This window comes from Methanolobus sp. ZRKC3 (assembly GCF_045291275.1).
Lineage (GTDB): Archaea > Halobacteriota > Methanosarcinia > Methanosarcinales > Methanosarcinaceae > Methanolobus.
Window position 1 is genome coordinate 993,641 of record NZ_CP146982.1, and the last position, 13,258, is coordinate 1,006,898.

The 13,258-nt window shown below is 38.8% G+C and carries 11 protein-coding genes and 1 pseudogene; 7 read left to right on the forward strand and 5 right to left on the reverse strand.

What is annotated here, in order from left to right:
• Nucleotides 1-9 precede the first annotated feature (9 nt).
• A complete protein-coding gene (locus V7O66_RS05020) occupies nt 10-720 on the reverse strand; it encodes an SDR family NAD(P)-dependent oxidoreductase (RefSeq protein WP_406661874.1) in 711 nt (236 codons plus the stop codon).
• A 195-nt stretch (nt 721-915) separates the two neighbouring features.
• Between V7O66_RS05020 and V7O66_RS05025 the strand changes: the two genes are divergently transcribed.
• Both V7O66_RS05025 and V7O66_RS05030 read left to right on the forward strand, forming a co-directional pair.
• Nucleotides 916-1,149: a hypothetical protein gene (locus V7O66_RS05025; RefSeq protein ID WP_406661875.1), complete on the forward strand. Its 234-nt coding sequence runs from the start codon at nt 916-918 to the stop codon at nt 1,147-1,149.
• Between the two features lie 100 nt (nt 1,150-1,249).
• The gene (locus tag V7O66_RS05030; RefSeq protein ID WP_406661876.1) at nt 1,250-2,230 is read left to right on the forward strand and encodes a tyrosine-type recombinase/integrase; all 981 of its coding nucleotides are present in this window, start codon (nt 1,250-1,252) and stop codon (nt 2,228-2,230) included.
• A gap of 333 nt (nt 2,231-2,563) precedes the next feature.
• Here the strand turns inward: V7O66_RS05030 and V7O66_RS05035 are convergent, their stop codons facing one another.
• The 4 genes and pseudogenes from V7O66_RS05035 to V7O66_RS05050 form a co-directional block, all read right to left on the reverse strand.
• Nucleotides 2,564-4,282 carry a PocR ligand-binding domain-containing protein gene (locus V7O66_RS05035; RefSeq protein WP_406661877.1) on the reverse strand — a complete coding sequence of 573 codons (1,719 nt, stop codon included), beginning with the start codon at nt 4,280-4,282 and terminating at the stop codon, nt 2,564-2,566.
• A gap of 14 nt (nt 4,283-4,296) precedes the next feature.
• On the reverse strand, nt 4,297-4,644 hold the full coding sequence (locus V7O66_RS05040; protein WP_406661878.1) for a PAS domain S-box protein: 348 nt from the start codon (nt 4,642-4,644) through the stop codon (nt 4,297-4,299).
• Nucleotides 4,645-5,105: 461 nt separating this feature from the next.
• Nucleotides 5,106-5,489: pseudogene (locus tag V7O66_RS05045) on the reverse strand (RNA-guided endonuclease TnpB family protein); the annotation flags it as partial.
• 569 nt (nt 5,490-6,058) lie between these two features.
• Entirely contained in the window at nt 6,059-7,363 is a 1,305-nt protein-coding gene (locus tag V7O66_RS05050) for a Fic family protein (RefSeq protein ID WP_406661879.1), read from the reverse strand.
• A gap of 362 nt (nt 7,364-7,725) precedes the next feature.
• On the opposite strand from V7O66_RS05050, the gene V7O66_RS05055 reads away from it, so the two are divergent.
• The 5 genes from V7O66_RS05055 to V7O66_RS05075 all read left to right on the forward strand — a co-directional run bounded on the left by V7O66_RS05055 (nt 7,726) and on the right by V7O66_RS05075 (nt 13,101).
• A complete protein-coding gene (locus tag V7O66_RS05055; protein ID WP_406661880.1) occupies nt 7,726-8,760 on the forward strand; it encodes a radical SAM protein in 1,035 nt (344 codons plus the stop codon).
• A gap of 276 nt (nt 8,761-9,036) precedes the next feature.
• On the forward strand, nt 9,037-9,219 hold the full coding sequence (locus tag V7O66_RS05060; RefSeq protein WP_406661881.1) for a hypothetical protein: 183 nt from the start codon (nt 9,037-9,039) through the stop codon (nt 9,217-9,219).
• A 229-nt stretch (nt 9,220-9,448) separates the two neighbouring features.
• Nucleotides 9,449-9,703, forward strand: coding sequence for a TIR domain-containing protein (locus V7O66_RS05065; protein WP_406661483.1), 255 nt, complete (start codon nt 9,449-9,451; stop codon nt 9,701-9,703).
• 177 nt (nt 9,704-9,880) lie between these two features.
• Nucleotides 9,881-10,921 carry an AmmeMemoRadiSam system radical SAM enzyme gene (gene amrS / locus V7O66_RS05070; RefSeq protein WP_406661882.1) on the forward strand — a complete coding sequence of 347 codons (1,041 nt, stop codon included), beginning with the start codon at nt 9,881-9,883 and terminating at the stop codon, nt 10,919-10,921.
• 2,030 nt (nt 10,922-12,951) lie between these two features.
• Nucleotides 12,952-13,101: a CxxC-x17-CxxC domain-containing protein gene (locus tag V7O66_RS05075; protein WP_406661883.1), complete on the forward strand. Its 150-nt coding sequence runs from the start codon at nt 12,952-12,954 to the stop codon at nt 13,099-13,101.
• Nucleotides 13,102-13,258 lie beyond the last annotated feature (157 nt).

Here is a 13,258-nt window from a genome sequence, read left to right on the forward strand (position 1 = left end):
CCATCTCTCTTAGAAAGGTGGCCTGTAGACTTCTATCGATGAGCCTGACGGTACTTTTGAATCAGGGAGGCACAATTCCAGTACCTTTTGTGCAATGTGTTCTGGTTTGAGCATTGGCTCATCGGAGAATAGGGATCTATACATCTGGGTATCAACGCCCCCCGGACATACTGCATATACCTTCACCTTTCCAGCAACTTCGCTGGCAAGGGACTCTGTGATGCCGATAACAGCAAATTTGGAGGCACAATAGACAGAAAGCTGGGGCATCCCCTGTTTTCCGGCACCAGAAGATATGTTAACGATCCTGGCTGAATCGCTTTTGAGAATATGTGGAAGGGCGTATTTTGTGCAGAGGAACATGCCCTTGACATTGGTGTCCATTATCTCATCATATTCATCAGTTGAGATGTCCTGAAGAGGTTTCCTATAGGCAACACCAGCATCATTGACCAGTATGTCGATCTTACCGAAAACATCCATGGTCTTTGAGATGAGTTTCTTGACACCTTCCTCCTCTCTGATGTCTGTGCTTATGGCAAGACAGCTTGCTCCTGTATCCTCAACCATTTGCTTGGTCTGCTGTATCTCTTCCTCTGTCCTTGAAGCCACAACTATATTGGCTCCTTCATCTGCAAAGCTCAGGCAGATGGCTCTCCCTATCCCCCTGCCCCCACCTGTGACAATAGCGGTCTGACCTTTCAGTTCCACAGCATTCATTACTTAAAAGTTGGATTCAACAGGTCTTATGCTTTTGGGAAAATAGATTCTAAAGATTGTTTCGGGAACTACAAACGGAGAAGGACAAGCAAAAATCGATTCGTTAGAAGGGCGCAACTCATTGACTGCATAATAAAAACCCATGAGGGAGAAAGGGGATATACCAGACCAAGTGTTGAACGTAAGCTTGCCAGATTGACTGAAATCGGTTCTTTAGTTATTGTAAAACAGCCTGAATTGGAAAAATATGGCATCTATGAAAATAATAAGAATGCTTCATATTTGAGTTTGGAAGAAATTGTTAGTTTAAATGAGTACCTTGATACTTTATTTTCTCATTTTGAATCAGATAATCCTGAATATGATAAAAATTCGATTTTGAACGAAATAATTTACAATTTATGGTGCAAAACTCCAGACAAGAATTGAAAGTCTGAAAAAATCTCCCGATATATCAGAAACCAACAAAAAGAATATATCAGATTTTGTAAGGGCCTGTACTGTTGAGGGTTTGGGCGAACATAGGATAATGAAATACGTCAGGGGTCGCTATAAGAGCGAGGATACACGCCACGATTACTTAGTTACAATAAAAAAATACTATCGTTGGTTGAATGCTGGAGAAGATCCCGAAATTACTAAGTTTTTTAGAGCAACCAAGAATAAGAGCAAGACAAAGCTGCCTGATGATCTGCTCACAGAATCAGAAGTTTTGGCTATGATCGAAACAACCAGGAACCCAAAGGACCGGGCATTAATAGCAGTTTTGTGGGATTCAGGTGCTAGAATTGGCGAAATAGGAACTTTGCTTTTGAAAAATGTCAGATTTGACGAGTACGGTGCTGAATTTCTGGTATCTGGAAAAACAGGAATGAGGCGAGTAAGGGCAGTATTCAGCGTTCCTTATCTTATGAGATGGATGGAAGTACACCCGGATAAAGACAATTCTGATGCTCCTTTATGGTGGAACGATAATCCAGATCCTAACAACATTAAAACGGCAATGGGTCATGCCAGCTTAACAAAGCAAATCAAAAAAGCAGCGAATGCAGCAGGAATTAAAAAGAAAGTACATGCTCATCTTTTCCGGCATAGTAGGGCTACATACATGGCCAATCATTTAACTGAAGCCCAAATGGATGCTATCTTTGGATGGGTGCAAGGGTCTACTATGCCCTCCACTTACATTCATCTTTCTGGCAGGGATACTGATAAAGCTATTTTGAAGGCACAAGGTATTGATATTGGTGGAGATGACACACATGGGACCAATGTTCAGAAGTGTCCACGTTGTCAGAGAATCAATACACCTCAATCTGTTTTCTGTGTGAATTGTGGTGCTGCACTCAACATAAATGCAGTAAATGAAATCGAATCTGAACAAAATGATCTCGCAGAGATGAAGAAGCAGATTCAGCAAATGCAACAAGACATGCAGAAGATGGGAGAGCTAACAAAAATGGTCAGTAAGCACCCAGGACTTGCCAAACTCTTAGATGAGAGTGAATGAATAGTAAAGGCATTATTAGCTACTAAGAAGATGCCTGGTACAGAGCTAGATCAGGCAAGCTCGATATTTTAGATACATAATGTTACTTCGAATTACACCAGTCGCACAGTTATAATGGGTTATAGGTAACTGGCTCTGTAGAAAACCTATCAAAATCGATGTCCATTGACTGGAATTGAGATTATATTCCAACATCATGTAACTCATCCCACAATATTTTCAAATTTGACTATTGTCCGAACATTGGGGATCTCTACGGAGCCAATATTCAGATGTTTTATAATCAGTTATAATATCACCAATACTAACAAATAAGATTTATTCAACCTTACTCTATATAGGAATTGCGAACGTAAATGTGCTCCCTTTCCCAACTTCACTTTCAACCCAGATACTACCATTGTGCAATTCAACAAAATTTTTGGCAATGGAAAGACCCAGTCCGGTTCCTCCATGTATACGTGTAAGATACGGATATCCTTGTTTAAATGGATTAAATATTTCTTCTAGATTCTCTTTTGGAATTCCCATACCTGTGTCTTCTACACATATTTGGAGCATGTTATCAATTTGCTTTCCAGTTAACATCACCGAACCGTTTTCAGGTGTGAACTTGATTGCATTACTTGCAAGATTATAGAGAATCTGTTTGAATTTTGTTTTATCTGCATTGATATCCTCAAGTTGCATTTCGATTTTGACATCTATATCGATGCTCTTTTTTAGTGCAAGAGGTAGCAGTATAGATATTACTTCATCAATTGCATCAGAAACAGAGAACAACTCATAGTAAAGTTCGATCTTACCAGATTCAATCATTGAGATGTCAAGGATACTATTGACCACTTCTAGTAGATGGTTGCCACTTTTAAAAATATCATTTATGTACTTTACCTGTTCTTCATTCATACCTCCGGACATCTCATCGAGTAGAAACTCAGAAAAGCCTATAATAGAACTCAGTGGAGTTTTCAGTTCATGACTCACGATGGCTATGAATTCATTCTTGAAACGATTGGCAAGTTCAGCTTCAATCTTTGCTTGGAGAAGTGTTTCCTCAGCAATTTTGTGGCTTGTGATATCTCGCCCAATACCTAATACACCCACAAGATTTCCATTAGAGTCATACATAGGGTTATTAATCGTCTCAAGAACTTCCCTGTGCCCGTCATCTGCATAGACGACTTCTTCTTCGTTCATAACAGGTCTATCGGAACCTATCGCAGCTTTATCCTTTTGTGTGAAAAAATCAGCCAGCTCCTTTTCTACAAAATCATAGTCAGTCTTGCCGACAATTTCTGCTTCTTTTGCACCAAAAAAACGTTCAAACTTCGAGTTGCATATAAGGTAAACACCATCCGTATTTTTCAACCAGACCAGATCAGGGATGGTGTCCACTACAGTACGGAGCTTTGCCTCACTCTCCCGTAGCCTTTCTTCTGCCAGTTTGCGCTCATTTAGCTCTCGTATTAGTCTCAGATTGTTGTATCCCAGCGTGGATATCTGCTTTGCAAATTGTGAGAGCAACAGCAGTACATTTTCAAACTTTTCAATCGACATATGATGTACATCGTGGTATGCATCCAGCATCTTATCCACATCAGCACCAATTTCCCTAGCATACTCCTCTATCAATTTAGAATTGATTTCTTTTACATTGGTCTGTCCGATGAGCCAGTTGGCTACATGTTTACCACCTATGATTATCGGAGCACTGGCGTCTATCAATCCAAGGCTATGACATCTCTCATAAGTGGGCCCCATAAGTTTTTTCGCCTTTTCTCCCAATATCATGTCGGACCTTTCACAGCGTCTTTTTCCAATTTCTGTGCTACGCACTATCTGGCAGATCTTACAGAAATTGCTCGGTTTGGTTATGGGTTTGCCATCGGTGTCGGTAATTATGGAAGCCACATCGTTCGTCTTTGCAAAGGTATCCTGGATGGTTTGAAGATCTTCCAGGTCTATTATGTCCAGTAGTGCTAAATCTTCCAGGTCCATGTCAGATGAAGATGTGTAATCGAATATCATCTGAATTGGTTTTTTTCTCATCTTCACTTCCTCTTCTAATTTCTTGCGTTTTGTGATATGCTTGATGATGGAAAAGATGGAGGTTTACCTTGATAATTAATAATTCTCATGTTTAATTCAACAGGATAATGCTTCCTATCCTTTGAAACTACAATGCTCTCAAATAGAACATATCCTTTTTGTTGCAATTCTTTTATTTTTTCAGGAAACTGTGCTGCTGCTTTAGCTGATATTATCTCATATGGGGTCATCTGCAGCATTTCTTCATGAGCATATCCAAGGGCATTACAGATTGTTTGATTTACTTCCAGAAAAAGTCCACCGGGTTCATTAATGGTTATTCCCATCATTCGAATTATCAAAAATAATTTTAAATAGCTCATCAGACTTTTGAGCATCTTTCCTTATTGAAATGTTTTTTTGGAATTGCTTCATTTTATTGTACCCCACGAATGCAAAAGGAGTCCCACCTCCTATTGCTTTCAATTAGCTGGTACAGAGATATCTTCTCCTACCTTGGATGATATTTGAAATATATAGTATATAAATAAATGGCTTTGCTAAAATCTGCTACACATCATCAACACTGACAAACGATTTTATTCAACTTTGCAATCCATAGGTATTGAGGATGTGAATGTACTTCCTTTCCCAACTTCACTTTCAACCCAGATTTCCCCACCATGCATCTCAAATAATGAATTTTCTGTTAATGGATAATTCACAATTTCATTATTTACATGTGAATTGGTGAACTACCCCACGCTTACGCATGAGGCTTCTTGCTTCATTCTTTTCTCTATCGAGAACAAGTCCACAAGCCCCTCCCCTCGTTCCAAAGGTGTCAAACATTTAGTAGATTTTGATTTTGAAGTGCAAACTTCTTGATATTGATTGCTGCATTGATGTCCCTATCATGTTCTGTATTACATTTAGGACAGCACCAATCCCTATCTTTCAAAGTCATTTTACCATTATGATGTCCGCAAACATTACATAATTTCGAAGATGGCTCAAATTGACCTATCTTCAATAGCGTTTTTCCGCACCACTCTGCTTTATACTCAAGTTGTCGGAAAAACTCACTCCACGAAACATCACTAATTGCTTGTGCAAGGCAATGATTTTTCAACATACCCGAAACATTCAAGGATTCTACTGCAATTGCTTGGTTCTCGCTTATTAGTTTAGAAGATGTTTTGTGCAGAAAATCGTTTCTTTGCCTTCTCCTCCACTCTTTATCCATATAATCTCCGGTTCTAGCCGCTCCCGATTCCAGTCGGAAATGATTAACATAAACTAATTCAATCGGACAGACAAGAAGAATACTCTGGTCAACATCATAAGTAAAAGGAATGCTATGGCAATGTTTCCTTTGTCACATACTATAAACAACACCAAAAAATCAAAGAAATACCAATTGCACCAACAATAAAGATATAAGATGATCTCATCACTTACCTCCACTACTACAGTTCATTTATTCAATAACGCTTTTTTCGTTCTAAGAAGCCTGTTCATTAGTGTGTTTCTTGGGACAAAAACCGAAGATGTTAGGGAGATGAGAATATTATATCAATCTATGAATAATAATTATTATCGATATTAGTATATAAAGAGATTTGCCATATTACTTTACAATGAAAATAAGACTGAAAGCTAGGAATATACCCAAAATTATTAATATTCTGCAAAATAAGCGATATAGTGTATTTTGGAATATGCAAGAGTGTGAAAATAATAGTACTACCAATTCAGTAGAAATTGGTAGTTTTTGGTAGCAGCTATATTAGATAATTAATTATCCTTTTTTACTCCCTTATACTTGTACATATAACTCCTACCTCTCTCGATCTTTTCAACATAACCAAGTTGTGTAAGATACTGCATATCATTTCTTGCTGTGTCGTAGGCAACATTGTACTTACTTTTCATCTCAGCTATAGGGAAGTACCTTTCTGGTTCTTTTAGCAGGCTTTTGACTATCTCTGCCTGTCTGAGGTTCAGATTCTCAGAGGCTTCAATGATCTGCATTGTTTCATTTTGCTCCTGTTTTTTGAAATTTATATACTCTTCGAGGTCTTCCAGTGCATTTTCTATTGTTGAGAGGTTATAGTTGATGAAATATGTAAGGTCATTCTCATCGCTTTCAGTGAAGAGATAAGCCCTACCGTATTTACTCTTCGAGTGCAGCAGTATCCTTGATATGGGCATGTATTCAAAGAGCCAGTAACCACGGCTTAACATGTACCAGTAGAATATTGATCTTGCACACCTGCCATTACCATCGGTAAAGGGGTGTATGTAACCTATCAGGAAGTGCAATATGATTCCCTTAATGAGGGGATGTATGAATTCTTCTTCATCATTGCTGGCGAATTTGCAGAATTCTTTCATAAGAGATGGAAGTTCCTGATAATCGGGTGGAATGTGATATATTATAGTTCCATCCTGAGGATCTGCCACGACAATTTCATTGTTATCTCTAAATCTCCCCTCATCCTCCTGATAATCAAGAGTATCACGGACGACTTCCTTGTGAATCCGAAGTAGTGTTTCCACATCAATGGATCTATCCTTCCTTTCAGCTATCATGTACATGGTCTGATAACCGTTAATTATCATTTTCTCGGAGTAGTCCTTTGGTTTTCTTTTCTGCCGGAGCATTTTCTTTGCAGCTTCCCGCGTAGTAGCCGCTCCTTCAAGCTGGCTGGATGCTATGGCCTCCTCCATGAGTGAATTAAGAATGTATCGCTTCCTGTCTGCAACACTCACACCCCCCGGTCCACTTTCAAGATTCCCGGCACCTTTTGTGTCCAGCAGATGTAACCTTCTCAATGTCTCTCCGGTTAGAACATACTGAAATGTCCAGTCCCCAAAATCAAGCAGTTTTGCCTGCATTTTCCTGCTATTTTTAAGCAAAACCCACATCTTTTCAGCTTCCACCGGCAACTTCCGGTGCCTGAGCTCATCCCAGTGTAAATAATCCCGATTATACTTTGCAACAAGTTCCTGCATCTTAGGATCTACAAACATGGAGAGCATCTCAGGATTTTTCCCGACAATCTCCCACATATCTGGTGCTTTCTGTGGAATTTTCATAACTACCAATCCGTTACTTTTTAGTAGATACTAGTATTTTTTAAGATAAAAAGGATACTACCAATTTGGTAGTAATTGGTAGTAATTGGTAATTAATGTATCTAAGGAAATTACCTAGGATTTATTTTCTTTGGGGTTTGAATTCGTTCCATACTTCATCCATATTAATTGTTGGTAGTTTCTCTGCAATAAAATGAAGATTATAAAATAAGGTCATCTCTTCCTCCAATAAATACAAAACAATTCCGTAGTTATTCTAATAGTCCTAACTATTACATCACTCTTTATTGTTGTCAAATTGAATGCCAGAATATCAACATAGGACCGTAAAATTTTCAATGGAAACTATCGAATCTATGTATATGGGAGAACCAAAGTTTCTAAACCGCTATTTCAAAGTAGAAAAAGATGAATTGCCAGCTCGTTTCCGGATTATTAAAAACATTCCGGTAGACTTCGATTCATCGGCTTCTGTTGATGATCTATGGAAGATTCATGATCGTGAAATTGGAAAGTATCGGGAGTTATTGGAAAGTATCGATTCAAATGAAAAAAATATTGAACTAGCTGAAGCAAGCCCTTCACTTCTTGATCTGAAGATTGAGATTGCTGCACGAATACTTGAAAATTGTCATATGTGTGAGCGAAGATGCGGTGTAAATCGTAGAGAAGGTGAAAAAGGATTCTGCAGATTGCTTGAAACCTCCCGATACGCCTCTGAATTTTTACATATGGGAGAAGAACCAGAACTTGTACCTTCACATACGATCTTCTTCACAGGGTGTGTCTTTGCCTGCGTTTATTGTCAGAACTGGGACATATCCACCCGTCCTGAAAGTGGGAACGAGGCAGATCCTGAAATTTTGGCCAGAATCATAAGAAAGCGACGATATGAAGGTGCAAGGAATGTAAATTTTGTGACCCCTACACCACATGCACATTCCATTTTGAAGATCATTGATCGAGTTAATGTGAATACTCCCATGGTGTGGAACTCAAATATGTACCATTCTAAGGAAGTGGCAAAACTACTAGAGGGCGTGATCGATGTATATCTTGCCGACTTCAAATATGGTGATGATAACTGCGCAAGAAAGTATTCCAAAGTGAAAGATTATCTTGATGTAGTCAAAAGAAATCATGAGATTGCTTATCAAAAGGCTGAGATTATAGTCCGGCACCTGGTATTGCCGAATCATCTGGAATGCTGCACAAAACCGATTGTAGAATGGATAGTAAATCATATTCCAGAGGTAAGATTTAATCTGATGTTCCAGTACATGCCTTATTACAGGGCTTCAAAATATCCGGAAATTGATCGCCACCTCATATCTGATGAGAAGAGACGTGCAATAGAGATAGTGGAGGAATCAGGTCTTGAAGATGTCTTGATCTGATAGAATCCAAGTTAAATAATGACTAGCTTTTTCTCAAATAACTGTGGGTTGTTAATAGTGAGAATGGGTAGTTCCATGAATAGGCATATCCAGAATCTTCTGCCACACATCATTCGAGTCGGCTCTTTACACATGATGAACTGATTTAGTAAAAACAAGTGTTCTTCCCTTCCCGGAAATATATTGTTCTAACACTCATACGTTAATTTGAAAAAAGTTGATAATCAGGAAGCTGTTGAAGTATAATTATAAGTAGCAGGAATCTTAAACTTATATATGGCAAAAATCTTAAATTTCGTAATTAAACAAATGGGGGTAAATTGTTTGCAAAAGGAAGATAAGAAATCATCATTTCAACCGGAGCCGATACCTTGTCCAGAACCGGAACCAACACCTTCTCCAGAGCCGATTCCGGATCCGGAGCCAACCAAAAAACCAAGGGCCAAAAAAATTAACTAAATTAAATGCACCACACAAGATAGATGCAATCAATATGGTTTTATCAGAGTACTGGATGCGTTAAATGGAATCGGGGGACAATGCACATCTAAAGTGATGAAGTTCCTTACTGTGTCGAAGAGCAGGTTTAACGATTGTGAAATTAACATCTCTGCCCTAAACGTTGGAAATCGTTTTTGATATAAGATTTCGTCGGGAAAAGGCAGAGGTCCTGTGAAGGTGCATAACCATGATAAACAGAGTCTATATCTCTCACTGTGAGCAGGACGAGTCCCTTGCTCATGAACTGGGCCGTGTCTTGTGGGCTGTGAACCTGGAGAGTTTTTCCTCTCTGTCCAAAAAGGCCGAGGCACTCTCCCAAGCGGAGCTAATAAAATTTGGTATCCGTCATTCGGACTGTGTAATCATCATTCTCACCAGGGAAGGGGTAGCATCCCCCAGAGTGAACCAAGAGGTGGGTCTGGCGGTGGGGCAGGTCAGCTGATAATCCCATTGGTCGAAAGCAGAGAGGTGTTGCATGAACTTCTGGAGAAACTCAACCCAGAACGTAAACTGTGGCTGAACAAGAATTAAGATGTTTTAGTCTTTTACAAATAAAAGTAATTTGAGATGAATAGTTATGTTCTTTTACTATAAATCCAATCCATAATGGGGGATAATAGTGATTAGAGAAGCAATGCTCTATGACAAGCTTGACAATAATAAGGTTAAGTGCAAAGTATGCAATCACAGATGCACCATAGCACCTGGAAAAAGGGGATTTTGCAGGACCAGGGAGAACCGCGATGGTACGCTTTACACATTGATCTACAACGTGGTCTCGAGTGAAGCTGTCGACCCTATCGAGAAGAAACCCCTGTTTCACTTCTATCCAGGCTCATTTTCATACTCACTGGGGACAATAGGATGCAACTTCAGATGCAAGCACTGCCAGAACTGGATGATATCCCAGATAAGCGTTGATGAAGCCGTAGCTTTTGAAATTCCACCTGAAACGGCAGTGGAACGGGCGCTGGCCACCGGTTCAAGGAGTATTGCATGGACATACAATGAGCCCACCATCTGGCACGAGTACACCTATGACAGTGCAAAACTTGCAAAGGAGGCAGGGCTTGCAACCGTATATGTCACGAACGGATACATCACTCCAGAGGCATTGAAACATATCTCACCCTATCTGGATGCCTTCAGGGTGGATATCAAAGCATTCACAGAGGAGTTCTATCGGGAAGTTATAAGCGCAAAACTTGCACCCGTCCTCGAATCGGCAAAACTTGCAAAGGAGCTTGGAATGCATGTAGAGGTGATTAACCTTATCGTCCCGACAAAGAACGATTCCCCGGATGAGATACGTGATCTTTCAAAATGGGTGCATGACAATCTCGGACCGGATATACCTCTTCATTTCACACGTTTCCATCCCGATTACAAGACACTGGATCTGCCACCAACACCTGTCAAGACCCTTGAGATGGCACATGAGATAGCTACAGAGGAAGGCATGAGGTTCGTGTATATTGGAAACGTGTATGGGCATAAGTATGAGAATACATACTGTCCAAAATGCGGGGAGCTGCTCATAAAGAGAGATGGTTTTGCCATTGTGGATTATAAGATTACGCCTCAAAAGAAATGTTCATATTGCGGCGAGAAGATCCCGATCATGGGGGAGTACATAGAAAGCAGCTATGACATTATATGAGTAAAGAGGAATTTTAGAAAAACTGACAAAATAAGTTAAAAATCATGCCTTCTCTTCGGGTGACTTCCAACTCAAGTTCTTTGTTTCACAGATGGGACACCGATTCGCGACTTGCAAAGATGAAATACAATGGCACGTAGATTAAGTTGCTAATCCCTGGTGTCATAATCCCAACAATCCAGAAAACCCCTCTTACCCTTATGTTTTATAAACTAACTCCTCTCGCTCGCTTACATATTCATCTATTAGCATCCGAATCATATCCGATATTGTCTGCGGTTCTGTGATCCATCAGCCAATGCCACGTTTCGTCCTCTATTTCAACAGATTTCATTTTGTCTCCCCCGATACTTAACGGTTAATTACAACTATTACTACTCAGGATGAGGTAAAAAAGGTTTTTGTGATCATTCAACAGTTGACCATGAGCCAACTAACATTGTTGTTAACTGGTTCGTAATGATGCATGGTGGCGACGTTGAATCCATGGCAAACACATTATTGTCATGATATGGGCTCTGTAGAAAACCTATCTAAATCAACATCTATGGACTGAAATTGGGATTATATTCCAATATCATGCAACACATCCTATAATATTTTCAAATTTGATTATTGTCCGAACATAGAGGATTTCTACAGAGCCTAATTAACTATATCAGTACTGTTACTTTTTAGAAGTACTACCAATGTCACCAAAAGTTATAGAAAGTAATTACTGGATATGTGATATTACAACATAATATATATTAGCTAATCGTGTTTTTAAACAAAAAGTAAGTATGTAACATGTCATACAATTTCTTTAATTAACTACATCAGTACTTTCGAACCACATCGGTACTGTTAGATTGCATCAGTACCATGATAATATTATTATAAGGGTATGTTTATAATAGTGTTATCACTGTGATGATGTATGTTTATAGTATTGAAAAACATACTCTAAAAATGTAAAAGAGATACAACCGGCTTATTTTATTCAAAATGTACATTTGGGTTAATTGTATTGCTTATTTGGATAGAATGAAAGAAGGAGAAACATTAGAAATAATCTCCGATATATGGGAATGCTACAAGTTATTTATCTGTTTTCTTTGTAAGGAATGTATGCTTATAGGTTAGCCTGCTAAAATATGCAGACCATTTTTAGAACGCATAATCCATAGCATTAGGAGCACATAGAAGAATCACCTCATAATGATGATGAGCATGACCATTAACTATACATATAATAGAGGATAACTAGGTATTATCCGAGCGGGTTATCCTCTTTTTGACAATAACCCCCAGTCCCCAACCCGCTCATACTCCACTCTTCTTTTTGATTTTAACTAATTCCACAAAGCTTAATTGAAAATATCGTCATGAAAGTGGATCATACCTGCATTCATTGTTACTCCGATTACCATTCAATTGAATCCGAGCGAGCAAATAGCAGGTAGTTATCAGAGTTAAAACAATTCAGTAAAAACAAACAGTTAGATCATGCAAGTATTGTCTTTAATCCTACTGCCTGGATAGTGCTGTATCCTTATCACATGCCCGTTAAACCTTCTAATATTCTTAATAGGCATAATTTTGGGCTCTGTAGAAAACCTATCAAAATCAATACCAATCGGGCAAAATTGAAAAATACCTTCAATAGCGGACAGTACATTTTAAATAATTGTTAACTTTCATTCTCGCCTGAATATCAGGGATTTCTACAGAGCCTATATTTTTTCACCGTATGCCCCTAACATCTACCTTGTGTAATCCTTCCTTTTGGATCAGAATGTTTTACGCCGTTTTCTTTGTTCTTGTTCTGGCAAAGTTTGCAGACGTACTGGATGGAGAATCTTTCTTTCTTAACACCTTATATAGATAAACATAGTCTGTTAATTATGGGGGAAGTTGTGGAAATGGTATTTATAGCTAATTCCAAATTTACTTACACCCATATCTCTAAGTATGACTAAAACTGAAATATATCCAATTGATAAATAAATCAGTTTTGAAGATTTAGACGCTATAAGGGAGGAGAACAGATGGAACGAGGAAGAGAGCCAAAACAGATGTACAAAGCAAAATGCGCAGATTGTGGCCAGGAAACCGAAGTGCCCTTTAAACCGGATCCTGAAAGGCCTGTATACTGCAGAGAATGCTTCGCTAAACGCAGACCACCTAGTAGATATTAAGTGGATATGAATGGTACCATTCTCAGCACACAACTGCTGAGTGATTTTCTGAGGTTCGAATCTAATACCTTTTAATTTTTAACTAACCAATTTCAAAACTCCTATTTCATTCTATTACTCAGAGTTCATTTAGAAAACATAGTTTCTAATAATTATT

Bases quoted from the DNA above. Each gene is read 5' to 3' on its own strand.
- V7O66_RS05055 (WP_406661880.1), top strand. From the start codon at position 7,726: ATGGGAGAACCAAAGTTTCTAAACCGCTATTTCAAAGTAGAAAAAGAT.
- V7O66_RS05060 (WP_406661881.1), top strand. From the start codon at position 9,037: ATGGCAAAAATCTTAAATTTCGTAATTAAACAAATGGGGGTAAATTGT.
- V7O66_RS05035 (WP_406661877.1), bottom strand. From the start codon at position 4,282: ATGAGAAAAAAACCAATTCAGATGATATTCGATTACACATCTTCATCT.
- V7O66_RS05065 (WP_406661483.1), top strand. From the start codon at position 9,449: ATGATAAACAGAGTCTATATCTCTCACTGTGAGCAGGACGAGTCCCTT.
- V7O66_RS05040 (WP_406661878.1), bottom strand. From the start codon at position 4,644: ATGAGCTATTTAAAATTATTTTTGATAATTCGAATGATGGGAATAACC.
- V7O66_RS05050 (WP_406661879.1), bottom strand. From the start codon at position 7,363: ATGAAAATTCCACAGAAAGCACCAGATATGTGGGAGATTGTCGGGAAA.
- V7O66_RS05030 (WP_406661876.1), top strand. From the start codon at position 1,250: ATGAAATACGTCAGGGGTCGCTATAAGAGCGAGGATACACGCCACGAT.
- V7O66_RS05020 (WP_406661874.1), bottom strand. From the start codon at position 720: ATGAATGCTGTGGAACTGAAAGGTCAGACCGCTATTGTCACAGGTGGG.
- V7O66_RS05075 (WP_406661883.1), top strand. From the start codon at position 12,952: ATGGAACGAGGAAGAGAGCCAAAACAGATGTACAAAGCAAAATGCGCA.